At 65.2% G+C, this 19112-nt stretch carries 19 protein-coding genes; 12 read left to right on the top strand and 7 right to left on the bottom strand.

Translation table 11 applies throughout. The features are described 5' to 3' along the window. Positions 1-2: 2 nt before the first annotated feature. The 5 genes from EP380_RS16655 to EP380_RS16635 all read left to right on the top strand — a co-directional run bounded on the left by EP380_RS16655 (position 3) and on the right by EP380_RS16635 (position 5634). On the top strand, positions 3-1697 hold the full coding sequence (locus EP380_RS16655; protein WP_127599431.1) for an AMP-binding protein: 1695 nt from the start codon (positions 3-5) through the stop codon (positions 1695-1697). A 23-nt stretch (positions 1698-1720) separates the two neighbouring features. After that, a complete protein-coding gene (locus EP380_RS16650; protein ID WP_127599429.1) occupies positions 1721-2902 on the top strand; it encodes an acetyl-CoA C-acyltransferase in 1182 nt (393 codons plus the stop codon). 98 nt (positions 2903-3000) lie between these two features. Beyond that, the gene (pimC, locus tag EP380_RS16645; RefSeq protein WP_106570640.1) at positions 3001-4203 is read left to right on the top strand and encodes a pimeloyl-CoA dehydrogenase large subunit; all 1203 of its coding nucleotides are present in this window, start codon (positions 3001-3003) and stop codon (positions 4201-4203) included. 15 nt (positions 4204-4218) lie between these two features. Further along, positions 4219-4467 (top strand): winged helix-turn-helix domain-containing protein, encoded by a 249-nt coding sequence (locus EP380_RS24010; RefSeq protein ID WP_127599427.1) that lies wholly within the window; start codon positions 4219-4221, stop codon positions 4465-4467. 9 nt (positions 4468-4476) lie between these two features. Continuing rightward, on the top strand, positions 4477-5634 hold the full coding sequence (locus EP380_RS16635) for an acyl-CoA dehydrogenase family protein (protein ID WP_127599425.1): 1158 nt from the start codon (positions 4477-4479) through the stop codon (positions 5632-5634). A 106-nt stretch (positions 5635-5740) separates the two neighbouring features. Here EP380_RS16635 and EP380_RS16630 read toward each other — a convergent pair whose 3' ends face one another. Continuing rightward, a complete protein-coding gene (locus EP380_RS16630; RefSeq protein ID WP_127599423.1) occupies positions 5741-6085 on the bottom strand; it encodes an ArsR/SmtB family transcription factor in 345 nt (114 codons plus the stop codon). A 92-nt stretch (positions 6086-6177) separates the two neighbouring features. Between EP380_RS16630 and EP380_RS16625 the strand changes: the two genes are divergently transcribed. From EP380_RS16625 to EP380_RS16605, 5 genes are all read left to right on the top strand, one after another. Then, the gene (locus tag EP380_RS16625) at positions 6178-6600 is read left to right on the top strand and encodes a YeeE/YedE family protein (RefSeq protein WP_127599420.1); all 423 of its coding nucleotides are present in this window, start codon (positions 6178-6180) and stop codon (positions 6598-6600) included. Between the two features lie 2 nt (positions 6601-6602). Next, on the top strand, positions 6603-7037 hold the full coding sequence (locus EP380_RS16620; protein WP_106570643.1) for a YeeE/YedE family protein: 435 nt from the start codon (positions 6603-6605) through the stop codon (positions 7035-7037). Positions 7038-7064: 27 nt separating this feature from the next. After that, complete coding sequence (locus EP380_RS16615; RefSeq protein ID WP_127599418.1) at positions 7065-7961, top strand: MBL fold metallo-hydrolase; 897 nt, start codon at positions 7065-7067, stop codon at positions 7959-7961. A gap of 50 nt (positions 7962-8011) precedes the next feature. Next, positions 8012-8347: a protein tyrosine phosphatase family protein gene (locus EP380_RS16610; RefSeq protein ID WP_106570645.1), complete on the top strand. Its 336-nt coding sequence runs from the start codon at positions 8012-8014 to the stop codon at positions 8345-8347. A 210-nt stretch (positions 8348-8557) separates the two neighbouring features. Continuing rightward, positions 8558-10306 (top strand): SulP family inorganic anion transporter, encoded by a 1749-nt coding sequence (locus tag EP380_RS16605; RefSeq protein WP_127599415.1) that lies wholly within the window; start codon positions 8558-8560, stop codon positions 10304-10306. On the opposite strand, the gene EP380_RS16600 is transcribed toward EP380_RS16605, so the two are convergent. From EP380_RS16600 to EP380_RS16585, 4 genes are all read right to left on the bottom strand, one after another. Further along, complete coding sequence (locus EP380_RS16600) at positions 10300-11622, bottom strand: TRAP transporter large permease (protein WP_106570647.1); 1323 nt, start codon at positions 11620-11622, stop codon at positions 10300-10302. The two genes, EP380_RS16605 and EP380_RS16600, sit on opposite strands and share 7 nt — an antisense overlap. Continuing rightward, positions 11619-12152 carry a TRAP transporter small permease gene (locus tag EP380_RS16595; protein WP_127599413.1) on the bottom strand — a complete coding sequence of 178 codons (534 nt, stop codon included), beginning with the start codon at positions 12150-12152 and terminating at the stop codon, positions 11619-11621. The genes EP380_RS16600 and EP380_RS16595 overlap by 4 nt, the downstream gene beginning before the upstream one ends. 243 nt (positions 12153-12395) lie before the next feature. Further along, on the bottom strand, positions 12396-13442 hold the full coding sequence (locus tag EP380_RS16590) for a TRAP transporter substrate-binding protein (RefSeq protein ID WP_127599411.1): 1047 nt from the start codon (positions 13440-13442) through the stop codon (positions 12396-12398). Positions 13443-13638: 196 nt separating this feature from the next. Beyond that, positions 13639-14103, bottom strand: a complete 465-nt coding sequence (locus EP380_RS16585) for an Lrp/AsnC family transcriptional regulator (protein ID WP_238719894.1) — start codon at positions 14101-14103, stop codon at positions 13639-13641. A 151-nt stretch (positions 14104-14254) separates the two neighbouring features. Here EP380_RS16585 and hppD point away from each other — a divergent pair, with 151 nt between their 5' ends. Together hppD and EP380_RS16575 are read left to right on the top strand one after the other, a co-directional pair. Next, complete coding sequence (gene hppD, locus EP380_RS16580; protein ID WP_127599408.1) at positions 14255-15367, top strand: 4-hydroxyphenylpyruvate dioxygenase; 1113 nt, start codon at positions 14255-14257, stop codon at positions 15365-15367. A gap of 237 nt (positions 15368-15604) precedes the next feature. Then, a complete protein-coding gene (locus EP380_RS16575) occupies positions 15605-17563 on the top strand; it encodes an alpha/beta hydrolase (protein WP_127599406.1) in 1959 nt (652 codons plus the stop codon). A 51-nt stretch (positions 17564-17614) separates the two neighbouring features. Here EP380_RS16575 and EP380_RS16570 read toward each other — a convergent pair whose 3' ends face one another. Together EP380_RS16570 and EP380_RS16565 are read right to left on the bottom strand one after the other, a co-directional pair. Further along, positions 17615-17899: a hypothetical protein gene (locus EP380_RS16570; RefSeq protein WP_127599404.1), complete on the bottom strand. Its 285-nt coding sequence runs from the start codon at positions 17897-17899 to the stop codon at positions 17615-17617. A gap of 142 nt (positions 17900-18041) precedes the next feature. Beyond that, complete coding sequence (locus EP380_RS16565; RefSeq protein ID WP_106570654.1) at positions 18042-19055, bottom strand: fumarylacetoacetate hydrolase family protein; 1014 nt, start codon at positions 19053-19055, stop codon at positions 18042-18044. Positions 19056-19112: the final 57 nt, after the last annotated feature.

Genomic DNA, 19112 nt, shown 5'->3' with positions numbered 1-19112 from the left:
CCATGGATCTCGCCTCCGCTCCCTGGAAGGCGATCTATCCGCCGGGCCTGGCGCCCGACACGACACTTGCAGCCTGGCCGGTCCACACCATCGTCGACCGCGCCGCCGCGCGCTGGCCCGACAAGCAGGCGGTGTGTTTTCGCAACGCGCGGCTGAGCTTCTCGGCGCTCAGCCGCGAGACCGATCGGGCCGCACGCGCCTTCCGGGCCGCCGGCGCCGGCCCGGGCGTCAAGATTGCACTGCTGCTGCCCAACACGATCTACCATCTGCTGGCCTTTTTCGGTGCGCTCAAGGCCGGCGCCACCGTGGTGCATCTCAGCCCCCTCGACAGCCGGCGCGTTCTTTGCCACAAGCTCGCCGACTCGGGCGCACGGCTGCTCGTGACCACCAATATCGGCGAGCTGGCGGCACGCGCCGGCGAACTCGTCGCAGACGGTCTGGTCGATCTCCTCGTCATCGGCGAGGACGCGAAATTCGGCCCCTCCCCGCTCACGGGACCGCTGCCGGAAACGAACGATTTCAAGACGTTCGACGAATTTCTGGACTCAGGTCGGCAACATGCTGACTCAAGTTCTGAAGGCGTTGAATCACTGCCCGAAGTCGAACTCGGCGACCTGGCGCTGGTGCAATATACCGGCGGCACGACGGGCATGCCCAAGGGCGCACTGCTGACGCATGAAAATCTGTCGACGGCGGTCGAAAGCTACGATCTGTGGTTCGACGCCTGGGGACTGATGCGCCCCGCCCAGGAGCGGGTGCTGCTGTTCCTGCCGCTGTTTCACATCTACGCGCTGACCGCGGTGATGCTGCGCAGCGTGAAGAACGGCCACACGCTGCTCGTTCACACCCGTTTCGACCCGCTGACCGCGCTCGACGAAATCGAGGCCGGCGCGACCAGCTTTCCCGGCGTGCCGACGATGTGGATCGCGATCTGCTCCACCCCCGGCTTCGAAAGGCGCGACTTCTCCTCGCTGCATTACTGCGCCTCCGGCGGCGCGCCGCTGCCGGTCGAAATCGCGCGGCGGCTGAAGGTCGCGACCGGGCACGACCTGCTCGGCGGCTGGGGCATGACCGAGACCGCACCGGCCGGCACCAACATCCCCCTCGACCGGCCGGACAAGGTCGGCACGATCGGCGTGCCGCTGCCGGGCATCTGGATGGACGTGGTCGCGCTCGACGAGCCCGAACGCGTGTTGCGCCCCGGCGAGACCGGCGAGTTGCGCATTTTCGGGCCGAACGTGACCGCCGGCTACCTCAACCGCCCCGAAGAGACGGCGGCCGCCTTCGCCGGCGGCGGCTTCCTGACCGGCGATATCGGCTTCATGGACGCGGACGGTTTCTTCACCATCGTCGACCGCAAGAAGGACATGATCCTGTCCGGCGGTTACAACGTCTACCCGCAACTGATCGAGCAGATGATCTACGAGCACCCGGATGTCGAGGAGGTGCTGGTGATCGGTGTGGCAGACGCCTATCGCGGCGAGGCCGCCAAGGCCTTCGTCAAGCTGCGGCCCGGCGCGCCCGTGCTGACGCTGGAGGACTTGCGCACCTTCCTCAAGACCCGGCTCGGCCGGCACGAAATGCCAAGCGCGCTCGAACTGCGCGACGCGCTGCCGCGCACGCCGGTCGGCAAGCTGTCGAAACTGGAACTCAAGCACGAAGAGGCTGCGCGGCGCGAGACCGCCCACGCCTCGTAGGAACAGGTTCAAGGAGAACTGCCATGGCCGAAGCCGTCATCGTTTCCACCGCGCGCACGCCGATCGGCAAGGCCTATCGCGGCGCGCTCAACGACACGCCCGGTGCCACGCTCGGCGGCCACGCCATCGAGCACGCGCTCAAGCGCTCCGGGCTGGAGGGCGGCGAGATCGAGGATGTGGTCATGGGCTGCGCCATGCAGGAGGGCGCGACCGGCCTCAACGTTGCCCGGCGGGCGCTGTTGACGGCGGGCCTGCCGGTCTCAGTCGCCGGCACCACGATCGACCGGCAATGCTCGTCCGGCCTGCAGTCGATGGCGCTTCTGGCCAACGCCATCCGCAATGACGGGGTGAAGGCCGGGATCGCCGGCGGGCTGGAATCGATCAGCCTGGTGCAGAACGACCATCGCAACACGTTCCGGCTGATGGACGACAAGCTGATGGCGATCAAGCCGGAGGTCTACCTGCCGATGATCGACACCGCCGAGATCGTCGCCAAACGCTACGACATCTCGCGCGAGCGCCAGGACGCATACGGGCTGGAATCGCAACAACGCGTCGCGGCGGCGCGCGAGGCCGGCCGCTTCGACGCCGAGATCGCACCGATCGCCGTGCGCATGGCGGTCGTCGACAAGCAGACCAAGGAGGTCTCGCACAAACAGGTCACGCTGGAACATGACGAGGGGCCGCGCCCCGATACGTCCGCCGAGGGGCTGGCGGGGCTGAAGCCGGTGCGCGAGAACGGCGTCATCACCGCCGGCAACGCCAGCCAGCTCTCAGACGGGGCGGCGGCCTGCGTGATGATGGAGGCCAAGGAAGCCGAGCGGCGCGGCCTTGCCCCGCTCGGGATCTTCCGCGGCTTCGCCGTCGCCGGCTGCGAGCCCGACGAAATGGGCATCGGCCCGGTCTTCGCCGTGCCCCGCCTGCTCGAACGGCACGGGCTCAAGGTCGACGACATCGGTTTGTGGGAACTGAACGAGGCCTTCGCCGTGCAGGTGATTTATTGCCGCGACAGGCTCGGCATCGATCCCGAAAAGCTCAATGTCGACGGCGGCGCGATCGCGGTCGGCCACCCCTACGGCATGTCGGGCACCCGGCTCGCCGGCCACGCCCTGATCGAGGGCAAGCGCCGCGGCGTCAAATACGCCGTCGTCACCATGTGCATCGGCGGCGGCATGGGCGCGGCGGGATTGCTGGAAATCAACTGAACACGGCCCGCGCCGGTTCGCTCGCCAGCAGCCTGCCCGGCCTCGGGCAAGACGGCGGCCAGGCGGCCGGGGCGGCGCCATCGAGCAGGGAGCTTCACATGGACCTTCGCTACACCGATGAGGAACTCGCCTTTCGCGAAGAGGTACGCGCCTTCTTCCGCGACACGCTGCCCGCCGACATCCGCGAAAAGATGGTCGACGCCGAACATGTCGGCAAGGACGACTTCGTGCGCTGGACCCGCATCCTCAACGAAAAGGGGTGGGCGGTGCCGCACTGGCCGGTCGAGCACGGCGGCACCGGCTGGGGACCGATGAAGCAATATATCTTTCTGGAGGAGCTGCAGAAATTCCCGGCCCCGCAGCCGCTCGCCTTCGGCGTCAACATGGTCGGGCCGGTGATCTATACGTTCGGCAACGACGACCAGAAGGCCCGCTTCCTGCCGCGCATCGCCAATCTCGACGACTGGTGGTGCCAGGGTTTTTCCGAACCCGGCTCCGGCTCCGATCTCGCCTCGCTGAAGACCCGCGCCGTGCGCGAGGGCGATCATTACGTCGTCAACGGTCAGAAGACCTGGACGACGCTGGCCCAATATGCCGACTGGATCTTCTGTCTGGTGCGCACCGACCCGGCGGCGAAGAAGCAGCAGGGCATCTCCTTCCTGCTGATCGACATGACGTCGCCCGGCATCGAGGTCCGCCCGATCGTCACCATCGACGGCGGCCGCGAGATCAACGAGGTGTTTTTGACCGACGTCAAGGTGCCGGTCGAGAATCTGGTCGGCGAGGAAAACAAGGGCTGGGACTACGCGAAATTCCTGCTCGGCAACGAGCGCACCAACATCGCGCGCATCGGCGTCTCCAAGCAGCGCGTGGCGCGCATTCGCGAGCTGGCGGCCAAGCAAATGTCGTCGGGACGGCCGTTGATCGAGGACGAGCGCTTCCGCGAGAAGCTGGCCTCGATCGAGATCGACCTGAAGGCACTGGAGATGACGCAGCTGCGCGTGGTCGCCGCCGACGCCAAACGCGGCAGCACCGGCCGCCCCGACCCCGCCTCCTCGATCCTGAAGATCAAGGGATCGGAGATCCAGCAGGCGACGACCCATCTGCTGATGGAGGTCATGGGGCCCTACGCCGCGCCCTACCTGCCCGAGGGCGACGATCGCTGGAACGAACCCTCCAACGTGCCCGACTACGCGCACTTCGCCGCGCCGTCCTATTTCAACAACCGCAAGGTGTCGATTTACGGCGGCTCGAACGAGATCCAGAAAAACATCATCGCCAAGGCGGTACTGGGGTTGTGATGTCAAGGGTAAGCAATGACAGCGGTTTCTAGAAATACCTACTGCAAATGGGTCGTGAATGCGCTTCGAGCACTCGGTCCCTCGCGTCCCGAAAACGTCTACCGATGGATCAAAGCCAACGAGCCTGTTCCGGCCTCCGAACTGAACGGTACGACTAGTGACGGTGAGAACCTTTTCAAGAAGAACGTGAGGTGGGCGCGGTTCACGCTCTACAAGGATGGCACCGTCACCAGTCCCTCGCGTGGCGTTTGGGCACTCAAATAGAGGAACTCTATGGACTTTGACCTTTCCGAGGAACAATCGATCCTGAAGGACTCGCTCGACCGGCTTCTGGCCGACAAATACGGGTTCGAGGAGCGCAACCGCATCCTGAAGTCGGACGCGGGCTGGAGCACGGCCATGTGGGGCCACTATGCCGAGATGGGCCTGATGGCGCTGCCGTTTGCCGAGGAAGACGGCGGCATTGGCGGCGGGGCCGTCGAGACGATGATCGTGATGGAAGCGCTCGGCCGGGTGCTGGCGCTGGAACCCTATTTCGCCACCGTCATTCTGGGCGGCGGCTTCCTGCGGCTCGGCGCCTCGGCCGAGCAGCGCGCCGAATGGGTGCCGCAGGTCGCCGAGGGAGCGCTCAAGCTCGCCTTCGCCCACACCGAGCGCGATGCGCGTTTCGATCTCAACCATGTCGAGACGACGGCCCGCAAGGACGGCGGCTCATACGTGCTTTCGGGCGCAAAGAGCGTCGTGCTGCACGGCGATTGCGCCGATCGCCTCGTGGTCACCGCCCGCACGGCCGGCGGCCCGCGCGAGGAAGGCGGCGTCGGCGTCTTTCTGGTCGATGCCAACGCCGACGGCGTCTCACGCCGCGGCTATGCCACCCAGGACGGGCTGCGCGCGGCCGAAATCGCCCTCGACGGCGTGACGGTTCCGGTGGACGCCGTTCTGGGCGACCCCGAAAACGGCCTGCCGCTGGTGCGCCATGTCGTCGACCAGGCGATCGCCGCGCTGTGCGCGGAGGCGGTCGGCGTGATGGCGGCCATGCATGGGCTGACCGTGGACTACATGAAGGTCCGGAAACAGTTCGGCGTGCCGATCGGCTCCTTCCAGGCGCTGCAGCACAAGGCCGTCGACATGTTCGTGGCGCTGGAACAGGCACGCTCGATCACCATGTTCGCCACCATGATGGCGAACGAAACCGACGCCGCAGAGCGCGCCCGCGCCATGCACGCGGCCAAGGCCGAGATCGGGCGTGGCGGACGCTTGACCGGCGAGAACGCCGTCCAGATCCACGGCGGCGTCGGCATGACGATGGAATATGCGGTCGGACATTATTTCAAGCGCATGACCATGATCGACGTCGCCTGTGGCAATGCCGACCACCATCTGCGCCAACTCGCGCGCGCGGGCGGGCTGTTCGCCGACGCGGCCGCATAAGACGCGTCGCGACCGGGACCGGCTGGGCTTTCGGCGACGAACGCACAGACCGCGACGACAGATCAAGAAGGCCCGCCGCCGATCCGGGCGCCCTGTGGCGCCCGGATCACGCGCCGACGGCCACCGCGTTGTGGCCCGAGGCCTCCTGCATCGGCTCGCAATAGAGGCGGTAAAGCGTCGCCAACACTTCGGCGACCTGCGGCGAGGCGACCCGATAATAGACCTCCCGCCCGGCGCGGCGCGTGGCCACGAGATGCTGAAGGCGTAGTTTGGCGAGCTGCTGGGACAGCGCCGACTGGCTCATGCCGACGGCCTCGGCCAGGGGCTGGACCGCCATTTCGCCATTCAGCAGATTGCACAGGATCATGAGCCTGTTCTTGTTGGCGAGCGCGGACAGGAGTTCGGCCGCGCTCTCGGCGGAACGATCGAGCAGATCGATATCCATGCGCATATTTTTTTCCTTGAACATATGAATACGTAATCATATATGGCGAGAAACCAGCAACCGCAAGCCCAACCTCCAACCTCTCCGGTAACCTTCCCATGACAGAATTCACACCGTACCTTTCTTTGTTCGGCGGCGTCCTGATCGGACTGGCGGCCGTCGCGCTGATGGCCGTGCACGGCCGCGTGGCCGGCATGACCGGCATTCTGGCCGGCGTCATCCCTCCCCTGGCGACCGATTGGGCCTGGCGGGCTGCGTTTTTGGCCGGCGCGGTCGCGGCGCCGCTCGTTTTCCTCGCGGCGGGCGGCAGCGTTGCCTTTTCCGTGCCCGTGTCGACGGTCGCGCTCGTCGTCGGTGGCTTGATCGTCGGCTTCGGCGCCAGCTACGGCGCCGGCTGCACCAGCGGCCACGGCGTCTGCGGAATGGCCCGGCTGTCGCCGCGTTCGATTGTTGCCACCGTTGTTTTCATGATCGCGTCCTTCGTGACCGTTTATATTGTCCGTCATGTGATCGGAGCCTGAAGATGAAAATCGTTTCCGCCTTTCTGATCGGTGGCCTGTTCGGCATCGGCATCGCCCTTTCCGGCATGGCCAACCCGGCCAAGGTTCTGAACTTCTTCGACATCGCCGGCACTTGGGATCCCAGCCTGATCTTCGTCATGGGTGGCGCGCTCGTCACCACCGCGATCGGCTACCGCCTGGTCTTCGGCGCCCGCGAACGCCCGCTTTTCGACGCGCGGTACTCCTTGCCGACCACCCGCGACATCGACATGCCGCTTGTCAGCGGCTCGGCCTTGTTCGGCATCGGCTGGGGCATTGCGGGCTTCTGCCCGGGCGGCGCGGTTCCCGCACTCGGCCTCGGCCATCCGCAGACGCCGATCTTCCTCGCCGCGATGATCGCCGGCATTATCCTGGCGCGCTGGCTCAAGGCCCGCACGACCCGCGCCGCAATCGCCTGAACCCATGTTCGACAAAGGAGCGCAGACATGACGTCCCCCCTGCCCTTTACACCCGACCTGTCGGTCAAGCCGGAAATCACGGCGTTTTTCGACGAGGCCACCAACACCGTCACCTATGTGGTCAAAGATCCGAACTCGAAGGCCTGCGCGGTGGTCGATTCGGTGATGGATATCGATTACGCGGCCGGCCGCATCACCTATGATCACGCCGACCAGATCATCGACTTCATCCGCAAGAACGACCTGGCCCTGGAGTGGATCATCGAGACCCATGTCCATGCCGATCATCTGTCGGCCGCGCCCTATATCCAGGAGAAGCTCGGCGGCAAGCTCGGCATCGGCGACCGGATCACCATCGTGCAGGACACGTTCGGCAAGGTCTTCAACGAGGGCACCGAGTTCCAGCGCGACGGCTCGCAGTTCGACCGGCTGTTCAAGGACGGCGACAGCTACACGATCGGCTCCATGACCGCCTATGCCATGCACACGCCCGGCCATACGCCGGCCTGCATGACGCATGTGATCGGCGATGCCGCCTTCGTCGGCGACACGCTGTTCATGCCCGATGGCGGGTCGGCCCGCGCTGACTTTCCCGGCGGCGACGCCCGCGAACTCTATCGCTCGATCAAGCGGGTGCTGGCACTGCCCGACGAGACGCGGCTCTTCATCTGCCACGACTACGGCCCGAACGGCCGCGACATCAAATGGGAAACCACGGTCGCGGAGGAGCGTCAGCACAATATCCATGTGCGTGACGGCATCACCGAGGACGAATTCGTTGCCATGCGCGAAGCGCGCGACGCCACGCTCGACATGCCGAAGCTGATCATTCCCTCGCTGCAGGTCAATATGCGCGCCGGACACTTGCCACCCGAGGAAGAAGACGGCAAAACCTATCTGAAGGTGCCGGTAAACGGACTTTGAGGGGCCTGCGCGCCCACCTTCACCACGCAGCACCGCAAGAGGTTCAAGACATGGAAATCCGCCAGATCAACCAGGATTTCGCCGTGGCCGGCCAGATCGGCGCCGAGCACGTTCAGGCCATCGCCGATGCGGGCTTCAAAAGCGTGGTTTGCAACCGGCCCGACAGCGAGGAAGGCGCGGTTCCGCATGACGAGGTCGAGGCCGCGGTTCGCGCGGCGGGGCTGGAGTTCCGCTTCATTCCCGTCGTGTCCGGCGCCGTGACCCAAGACAACGTCTCGGAGATGGCGGCGGCGCTTTCCGCGCTGCCCCGGCCCGTACTCGCCTACTGCCGCACCGGCGGGCGCTGCATGAACCTTTACGGCCTGGTGCAGCAAACGGCCGGCTAAGCGGCACCGAGAACGCTTCCAGGCGAAGCGGAAGCCGGTTCGCCGTTCGCAAACGCCGTAAAAAGTTAGAGCCGATCTGCGCTTGCGTGAAAGGCAGAACGGCTTAAGGGCGGCGCACGCCGGCCGCCCCGCGACCTGCAACAAGACTGGACCACGCGCCGGCGCCTGCCGCCGGCCGCCCGTGGCGTGCGCGCTGAAGGAACCTGCGGCATGAACAACAATAGCGCCGACAAGACCGGCCTCCTGCGCCGATATCTGCCGGTTCTCGACTGGGGACGGGACTATGGCCGCGGCGTGCTCGCCGACGATCTGCTCGCCGCCGTGATCGTCACCATCATGCTGATCCCGCAATCGCTCGCTTATGCGCTGTTGGCCGGCCTTCCGCCGGAGATGGGCCTTTACGCCTCCATCCTGCCGCTGCTCGCCTACGCGCTGTTCGGCACCAGCCGCGCGCTGGCGGTCGGACCGGTCGCGGTCGTGTCCTTGATGACGGCGACCGCGGTCGGAAGGATCGCCGAACAGGGCAGCACCGATTATGTGACGGCGGCGATCGCGCTCGCCTTCATGTCGGGCGTCATCCTTTTGGCGATGGGCCTGTTCAGGCTCGGTTTCCTCGCCAATCTGCTGTCGCACCCGATCGTGTCCGGCTTCATCACCGCCTCCGGTCTGCTGATCGCCGCCAGCCAGCTCAAACATGTGTTCGGCATCGACGCCGGCGGTCACAATCTTCTTGAAATCCTTGGATCGCTGGCGCGCAACCTGTCCGAGATCAACCCGATCACCGCCACCATCGGCGTCTTGTCGGCCGCCTTCCTGTTCTGGGTGCGCAAGGGCCTGAAACCGCTTCTCATGCGCGCCGGCCTCGGCGCGCGATCGGCCGACGTGATCGCCAAGGCCGGCCCGGTCGCCGCCGTCGCCGCCACCACGGTCGCGGCCTGGGGCTTCGGGCTCGCAGAGGCCGGCGTCAAGCTCGTCGGCGCGGTCCCGCAGGGCCTGCCGCCGCTCACCATGCCCGACCTGTCGCCCGATCTGTGGGCAAGCCTGTTCGGCTCGGCAGCACTGATCTCCATTATCGGCTTCGTGGAATCGGTTTCCGTGGCGCAGACGCTGGCGGCCAAGAAGCGCCAGCACATCGAGCCCGACCAGGAACTGATCGGGCTCGGCGCCGCCAACGTGGCGGCCAGCGTCACCGGCGGCTATCCCGTCACCGGCGGCTTCGCCCGTTCGGTCGTCAATTTCGACGCCGGCGCCAGAACGCCGGCGGCCGGTGCCTTCGCCGCCGTCGGCCTGGCGCTCGCAACGCTGTTCTTGACGCCGCTTTTGTTCTTCCTGCCGCAGGCAACGCTCGCCGCGACCATCATCGTGGCCGTGCTCTCCCTGGTCGATTTCTCGATCCTGCGCCGCGCCTGGACCTATTCGAAAGCCGATTTCGCCGCCGTTTCCGTAACGATCCTGGCAACATTGCTGGTCGGTGTCGAGGCCGGCATTTCCGCCGGCGTGGCGCTGTCAGTGCTGATTTATCTCTACAACACCTCGAAGCCGCATATGGCCGTCGTCGGCCGCGTGCCCGGCACCGAGCATTTCCGCAATGTCTGCCGCCACACGGTCGAAACCCAGCCCGGCATCCTGTCCTTGCGCGTCGACGAAAGCCTCTATTTCGCCAATGCGCGCTACCTCGAAGACAGGGTCTACGATCTCGTCGCCCAGACGCCCGACATCCGCCACGTCGTGTTGATGTGTCCGGCCGTCAACCATATCGACATGAGCGCGCTGGAATCGCTCGAGGCGATCAACCACCGCCTGGCCGACATGAACGTCACGCTGCATCTTTCGGAGGTCAAGGGCCCGGTCATGGACCGGCTCGAGCGCACCGATTTCCTCGACCACATGACCGGCGAGGTCTTCCTGTCCCAGCACATGGCGATCGCCAAGCTGGCGCCGGCCGCGACGGCTCAGTAAAGCCAGCGCAGCAGGAACAGCGAGATCGACGGAAACAGCACCAGGATCGCTGTGCGGGTCAGGTCCGCCGCCACGAAGGGCGCCACACCGCGATAGGTGTGCGAGATCGGCGTGTCCTTGGCCATCGAGTTGATGACGAACAGGTTCATGCCGACCGGCGGCGTGATCAGCCCCACCTCCACCACGATCAGCACCAGGATGCCGAACCAGATGGCGAATTCCTCCGCCGTCAGCCCGTAATCGAGCGCCGTCACGATCGGAAAGAAGATCGGAATGGTGAGCAGGATCATCGACAGCGAATCCATCACGCAGCCGAGGATCAGGTAGAGCAGCAGGATGAAGACGAGCACGACCCACGGATTGAAACCCTGGCCCGAAATATAGGCGGCGATTTCCTGCGGCACCTGCGACAGCGCCAGAAAGCCGTTATAGATCGAGGCGCCGAACACGATGAAGAAGATCATCGCCGTGGCGGTCGCCGTCGCCAGCACCGAATCGATGAAGGTCTTGCGCGTCAGCCCGCCATTGGCGAAGGCGATCAGACCCGTGCCGGCCGCGCCGACCGCCGCCCCTTCCGTCGGCGTGAACCAGCCGAAATAGATGCCGCCGACCACGGCGAAGAACACCATCAGCACCGGCCACACGTCGACGAGCGCGCGGAAGCGTTCCTTGTAGGGCGCGCGCGGGCTGGCGCCGGCGGAATCCGGAAACACGCGCACATAGATCGAGATCGCGATCATGTAGCCGATCGCGGCCAGGACGCCGGGCACGAAGGCCGACAAGAACAGCTTGGCGATGTTCTGCTCGGCCAGGATGGCGTAAATCACCAGCACGATCGACGGCGGGATCAGGATGCCGAGCGTGCCGCCGGCAGCCAGCGTGCCGGTGGCCAGCGCACCGGAATAACCGTAGCGGCGCAGTTCCGGCAGGGCCACCTGGGCCATGGTCGCGGCCGTGGCCAGCGACGAGCCGCAGATCGCGCCGAACCCCGCGCAGGCGCCGATCGCCGCCATCGCCACCCCGCCGCGGCGATGGCCGAGCCAGGTCTCGGCCGATTTGAACAGGGCCCGCGACATGCCGCCCAGGCCCGCGAACTGGCCCATCAGCAGGAACAGCGGGATGATGGACAGGGAATGGCTGGAAAAGGTCGAATAGGTTTCCAGTTTCAGCTTGCCCAGCATCGGCTTCCAGGTGCCGGTGACCAGATAGGTGCCGACGATGCCGCACAACAGCATCGACAGGCCGATCGGCAGCCGCAGGAAGATCATGAGCAGCAGGACCGGAAAGGACCAGACGCCGATTTCGAGATTGCTCAATGCCCGCCCCCATGGCGCTGCGCGAAAAGCGTCCTGCCCGTCGCCACTTCCCGCACCCGCATGGCCGTCATGTAGAGCGAGATGATCACGGCGACCACCGCCCCGACCATCGCGGCCGCAAAACCCCACCAGACCGGAAACTGCAGGATGAAGGTCGTCTCGCCATAGCGAAGCTTGTCGGCCATCCCGTAGGCCAGCCGCCAGGTCAACACGATGAGCGTGAGCGTCATCAGAATTTCGGCGACCAGGTCGATCCATCGATTAGCGCCGGCCGAAAGATAGCTGGTGAACAGGTCTACCGTCGCATGACCGCGGTTGAGTTGGCACCAGGGCAGAAAGGCGAAGACGGCAAACGCCGTTCCCGCCTCGACCAGTTCGAAATCGCCCGGCACAGGCGCCAGGCCGATCGGCACCAGCGAACGCCCGGTAACGCTGATCACGGTCAACACGGTGATCGCGGCCAGGACGATGCCTCCGACAATGGCCATCATCCGGGCAAGCGCGTAAATGACGCCGGAAATCCTCTCCATGATCCTCCCCGCTCGCAGGCTCGCGGCCGCGCTGGTCCCTTGATCGGCACCGATTTTTGCTATGCCCTATAACAATTAAAAGTCGCCGACAAGCCTTGATGCCATGGCATCGTTTGATGCGCAACGATCTGTGCCGCACGCACCGATCCCGACATATCACCTGCACATCGGCCTATGTGCGCCACGGACTGGAACGGGATGCGGGGCGCGCTGCAAAGCCCGCCCCGCCACCGGCATGCCGGATCACATATTGGTGTATTTCTCAATGAGGGCGCGGGCTTCGTCGATCAGCGCCTGGCCGTCGATGCCCTTGGCCTCCATCTCCTCGACCCACTTGTCGTAGACCGGCTGGGCGGCCTCCTTCCAGCGGGCGACCTCGTCCTCGTCAAGCGTGATGATATTGTTGCCGCGGTCGACCGCGGCCTGCTTGCTCGGTCCGTCAGCCGAGGCCTGGGTCCGTCCGGCGAAGGCGGAGAACTCGCGGCCCGAATTGTCGTCGATCGCCTTTTTCAGATCGTCCGGCAGGCTTTCGTAGCGCTCCTTGTTCATCGCCAGAACGAAGGCGGTGGTGTAGAGGGCATGGTCGCCGCCGAACTCGGTATGGTTGCTGACCAGTTCCGGCACTTTCAGCGCCGCCGTCACTTCCCAGGGAATGACCGCCCCGTCGATGACGCCTTTCGACAGCGCCTCGGTGACCGCGGGCACCGGCATGCCGACCGCCGTCGCGCCGAGTTCGCCGAGCAGACCGGTGATGATGCGCGTCGGCGCGCGCAGCTTCAGGCCCTTCATGTCGGCGAGCCCGTTGACCGGCTTGCTGGAATGGATCATGCCCGGTCCGTGCACCCAGGTGCCGATGATGTGGACATCCTTGAAGTCGGTGTCCTTCATCTCCTTGTCGAACAGATCCCAATAGGCGCGCGACGTCGCATCGGCATTCGTCATCATAAAGGGCAGTTCGAACACTTCCACGCGCGGGAAACGGCCGGGCGTGTAGCCGACCACGGTCCAGATCACGTCGACCGTCCCGTCGATCGCCTGGTCCATGAGCTGCGGCGGCGTGCCGCCAAGCTGCATCGACGGATAGTGCTCGACCTTGATGCGGCCGCCCGAGGCCTCCTCGACATCCTTGGCCCACACATCGAGCACCAGCTTGGGCACGTTCGCCTGCGCGGGCAGGAACTGATGCATCCTCAGCGTGACGTCCTGCGCGAAGGCCACGCTTCCCGCCAGGAACGTGGAGGCGGTGACCGCGCCGGCGAGTGCCAGCATCTTCAAGCAATTCATTTTCATTCTGTTCCTCCCATTTGATCCTAAGCCGGAGCTTGGCGACTGACGGCCACGACCAGCGTCCGGTCGGAATCTATCCTTAGCGGAAAAAGTGTAACAATAAAGCGGGCCGCGGCGATTTTATCGTAACATTGTTGCGCGCGATTACGCGCATGACCGGGTTGCTGGCCGGAATTCGGCGCCTGGCGGCCACCGGCGTTTAGCGCACCGGCAACCCGCCGGCTTCCTTGAGCGTTTCGAGCACGATCGCGGTTTTGACGTGCTGCACCGATTCGTGCGGCAACAGCACGCCGTTGACGAATTCCGACAGCGAGCGAAGATCGGGCGTGACGACTTTGAGCACATAGTCCATTTCGCCGGTCAAAGCGTGCGCCTCCTGCACCTCCGGCAGGCGCGACAAAAGCTCGGCGAAGCGGCGCGCATTGTCGCGATTATGGGTGGCAAGCGTGACGGATATGATGTTGACCAGCGAATAGCCGAGCTTCTCGCGGTCGAGCACGGCGCGATAGCCGCGTATGTAACCGTCCTCCTCCAGCCGCTGCCGGCGCCGGGAACATTGCGACGGCGACAGGTTCACCCGCTCGGCGATATCGTTGTTCGTCAGGCGCGCATCCTCCTGCAAATGCGCGAGTATCTTGCGGTCGAATTGATCGATCTGCGTCACGCTTCCCTCATAAGGCCTATATCGTGCATGATTTGTGCGAAAAAAGACCATTTTGCCGCCCAGATTGCAAGCCCCGTGCGGCGCCGTCGCGTTACACTGTTAAAAATCGCAAACGCGCCTTTCCCGCGCCGCCGACACCGAGGAGGACAGCATGGGACCGTTCCCGCACGACGCGCCACCGGCTAAAATCACCGAAAACAATCCGGCCGGAACGGACGGCTTCGAGTTCGTCGAATTCGCCCACCCCGAACCGGAAAAGCTCGGCGAGCTGTTTGCCCGGATGGGCTACAGCGCCGTTGCCCGGCACAAGACCAAGGCGATCACGGTCTGGCGCCAGGGCGACATCAACTACATCGTCAATGCCGAACCGGGCTCGCACGCGATGCGCTTCGTCGACCAGCACGGTCCCTGCGCCCCCGCAATGGCCTGGCGGGTCGTCGATGCCAGGCATGCTTTTGAACACGCCGTGTCGAAGGGCGCCACGCCCTATGAAGGCGACGACAAGACGCTCGACGTGCCGGCGATCGTCGGCATCGGCGGTTCGCTGCTTTATTTCGTCGAAAAATACGGCGACAAGGGCTCCGCCTACGAGGCCGAATTCGAATGGATCGGCAAGCGCGACCCGAAACCCGAAGGGGTCGGATTCTATTATCTCGACCACCTCACCCACAATGTCTATCGCGGCAATATGGACAAATGGTGGGACTTCTACCGCGAACTGTTCGGGTTTTCGCAGATCCATTTCTTCGACATTGACGGCCGCATCACCGGGCTGGTCAGCCGCGCCATCACCTCGCCCTGCGGCAAGATCCGCATTCCGCTGAACGAGTCCAAGGACGACACCAGCCAGATCGAGGAATATCTGAAAAAATACCGCGGCGAAGGCATCCAGCATATCGCCGTCGGCACGGACGCCATCTACGACGCCACCGACAGGCTGGCCGCAAACGGTCTGAAATTCATGCCCGGCCCGCCGCCGACCTATTACGAGCGCAGCCACGAGCGCGTCAGCGGCCACGACGAGCCGATCGAACGCATGAAAAAGCACGGTATTCTGATCGACGGCGAAGGCGTGGTGAACGGCGGCATGACCAAGATCCTGCTGCAGATCTTCTCCAAGACCGTGATCGGCCCGATCTTCTTCGAGTTCATCCAGAGGAAGGGCGACGAAGGTTTTGGCGAGGGCAATTTCCGCGCCTTGTTCGAATCGATCGAGGAAGACCAGCTTCGCCGCGGCGTGATCAAGACCGAAGCTGCCGAGTAGGCCGCGCCTTCAACTCGAAACGACGGAAAAAGCGGCGGGTTTCCGCCGCTTTTTCTTTGGCGATTTCGGCGGCCCGTGCATCAGGCGGCGTTCTTGCCGGCCAGCCACGCGGGCAGGCAGCGCAACGCCCTCAGGGTGGACTACGCCGGCTCTTGCCGGCAAGGTGGCGATGCGCCCGGCGCCAAGGTCGCGCCGTGAGTGCTTCCCCCGTGTAGCAACGCATCGAAGGATGACACGGTGACAGCAGACCAGATTCTTGCGGCCGTCGCCGCGCTCATTGCCGGAACGGAAAATCCCGACTTCGACCAGTTGCGCTCCGGCGGCCACGACGATCGCTATCCGGTCGAGGTCCATGCCTGCGATTTTCCGCCTGCGCCGTTCGAGGTCGAGGGCTCGACGATCCTCTGCGGCACGGTCAGCGTGCCCGAGGATTACGACAAGCCAGAAGGGCGTCGCGTCGGGCTGAAATTCGCGCTGTTCGATGCGCTCACCCAGTCGCCCGCCCCCGACCCGCTGGTCTATCTGCATGGCGGCCCGGCTGGAGGCACGCTGCACATGATCGATGCCGTCGCGACCGCCGCCTTCCCCAAACACCGGCTGACGCGCGACATCCTCACCTTCGATCAGCGCGGTGCCGCCCTTTCCGCCGGTTCGGTGGCCTGCACGACGGGCCTGGCGGATCACATGCTGGAGCTTGCGGTGGCGACGAAGGACTCGCCCGCTCGGGAAGCGGCCTATCTGTCCGAACTGGTCGCCCCTTGCGTCGAGGAGATCAAGGCCTCGGGCGCTGATCTGTCGGCCTACAATACCGAGAACAACGCCCGCGACGTTCGCGCCCTGGTGTCGGCGCTCGGCTATGGCGAATACAATGTCTATGGCATCTCCTATGGCACGCGCCTGGCGCTGGAAGTCATGCGCACAGCGCCCGAGGGCGTGCGTTCGGTCGTGATCGACGGAGTCGCGCCCGCCTTTGTCCCGATTCTCGACACCTTCAACACCCCCTTCGCAGACGCGCTGGACAAGCTTGCCGACCAGTGCGCGGCAGACGCCGCCTGTCACGCGGCCTACCCGGATATCAGCGCCTCGTTCAATGCGGCGTTCGAAAAGCTCCAGACCGACCCCATTGCCGGCGGCCCGCGAGACCAGTCCCTGGATGCGGGCGCGCTTTATCACGCGACCTTCGAGCTGCGGAACAAGTGGCGCCTGCAATACACCATCACCCCCTACTTGCCGCGCATCTTCGCCGAGGCGGTCGAGGGCAAGCGCGATGCCTTCGACGCGATGGTGGCCGGGTTCGGCAAGGCGCCGGATCCGAAGGCCGGTCTGGGAAGCGCCGAGCTGACGGAGGACGCGCGCGCGCTTGCCGCCGCCGCGCTGGACATGGCGGCCGCCATGCGCACCCTCGGCGCCTCGGCCGATGCGGTGGTCAGACAGTTGCGCGGAGACCTCAATGCCACGCTGCGATCGGTCAGCGTCGCCGAGGCCTTCGACCGGCGCGCCAGCGAAGCGCTGCGCGAGATGACCGACCGCGAAGCGGCGGCAAGGTTCATGACCGACTATACGGTGATGCGGTCGGGCCCGCCGTCGCGCGAGGCTCTGGAAAGCTTTGTTCGGGAGCATTTCACGGGACAGGATCGGGCCGACCTTCTGGCCCTCGTCGCCGCCATGGGCCCGGCGGATATCGAGCGCACCTTCGCCATCGCTGCGGAAACCACGAAACCCTACGAGATCGCAGTCGCCAAGGCGATCGGGTTCGATATCTATATCTGCCAGGAATCCGACAACAGCCTCGAAGGTTACGACCGTGTGACGAAGGAGATTGCCGCGCGCTACCCGATCTTCGGCGACGAGGATCTCCGCAAGATCGCCACTGGCGCGATCGACCAATGCGCCTATTTTGAGAAACACCGCCGCGAAGGGTTCCTGGACGCCGTCGTCTCGGACATCCCGACCCTGGCGCTGAACGGCACGCTCGACACCCAGACCTCGATGCACTGGGGCGCACTGGCCGCCGAGACGCTGGGCAATGCGCGCAACTACATCATCCCCGAGGCCGGGCACGGCACGATCATCTACCAAAGCTGCGCACGGGATATTGCGGCCGCCTTCACCAACGACCCGACGGCGGAACTGGACGTCTCCTGCATCGAAACGCTGCAGCCGAGATTCGTCCTGCCCGACGACCCGCTGCCTTAGCCTTGGAGCCGGAGGCATGCGCCGGGGCTACCCTCCCGGCGAGCTTTCGGCTCAAGACCCGCCCGTCGCCAGCCATCCCGCCATCAGCACGAAGCCAATCGCAACCAGTGCCAGATAGGCAAGCATGCGCCGCCGCAGCGCCTGGGTCTCGGCATCGCGCGCCACCTTGTAATTCGTCGCCGTGAACGGCATCGCGGCATAGCGCGGCAATCCGCTGCGATTGCGCAGGCCATCGGAACGGGCCTCGATGCGATAGCTAAGGCGGATCGCCTGAACGAAAAGCACCAGCATCGCCACCGCCCACAAGCCGCTGACCACGAAAAACAGGCCGTTCATTCCCCACGCACTCCCCGGCAGACGGATACACGATCACATAGCCTGACGCGGCCGCGACTGGCCGAAAAGGTCGCGATCCGCGTGCAAGCCGGCACGATAGCCGAAGCCGCCGCCATTACAATCTCTCGCTCACCGACCGAGATCAGGGCCGGTATTTCTCCACCGTCTGTTCGATCGCGCCGAAAATCGAATGGCCGGACGCGTCCTTCATCTCGATGCGCACCGTGTCGCCGAAGCGCATGAAGGGCGTTTTCGGCGCGCCGGTCTCGATGGTTTCGATCATGCGGATCTCCGCGATGCAGGAATAGCCGACGCCGCCCGCCTCAACCGGCTTGCCCGGCCCGTCGTCGAGCTTGTTGGAGACGGTGCCCGACCCGATGATCGCGCCGGCCGAAAGCGGCCGCGTCTTGGCCGCATGCGCAATCAGGGTCGGAAAGTCGAACGTCATGTCGGTGCCGGCATCCGCGCGCCCGAACGGCTTGCCGTTCAGGTCCACCCACAGCGGCAGCGCGAGCTTGCCGCCGTCCCAGGCCGCGCCGAGCTCGTCTGGCGTGACCGCGACCGGCGAAAAGGCGGAGGACGGTTTCGACTGAAAAAAACCGAACCCCTTGCCGAGCTCGGCCGGGATCAGGCCGCGCAGCGACACGTCGTTGACCAGCATGACGAGCCGGATCGCCGCGCGCGCCTCATCCAGGCTGGCGCCCATCGGCACATCGTCGACGATGACGGCGACCTCGCCCTCCATGTCGATGCCCCAGGCCTCGTCGGCCATCAGGATCGGGTCGCGCGGCGCCAGAAAGGCATCGGAGCCACCCTGATACATCAAGGGGTCCGTCCAGAACGAGGCCGGCATCTCCGCGTTGCGCGCCTTGCGCACCAGTTCGACGTGGTTGACATAGGCGGACCCGTCCGCCCACTGAAAGGCGCGCGGCAGCGGCGAATGCGCGTCGTGCTCGTGAAAGCGCTCCGCCGGCACGGAGCCGTGCTCCAGGCTTTCGGCCAGCGCCTCCAGATGCGGCGCGATCCGCTTCCAGTCGTCGAGGGCACCCTGCAATGTCGGCGCCAGGAACGAGGCGTCGGCATAACGTGTCAGGTCGCGCGAAACGACCGCCAGCCTGCCGTCGCGGGTTCCGTCTTTCAGCGTCGCGAGTTTCAAGTCCGCCTGCTCCCATGCTTTTGGCCGGCCCCGGCCCGGTCACGAAGGCCGGCCGGG

The sequence above is a fragment of the Nitratireductor alexandrii genome (genome assembly GCF_004000215.1).
Classification (GTDB): Bacteria; Pseudomonadota; Alphaproteobacteria; order Rhizobiales; family Rhizobiaceae; genus Mangrovimarina; species Mangrovimarina alexandrii.
The sequence above is the reverse complement of the archived record's forward strand: the minus strand, read 5'-3'. Positions and strand labels throughout refer to the sequence as shown.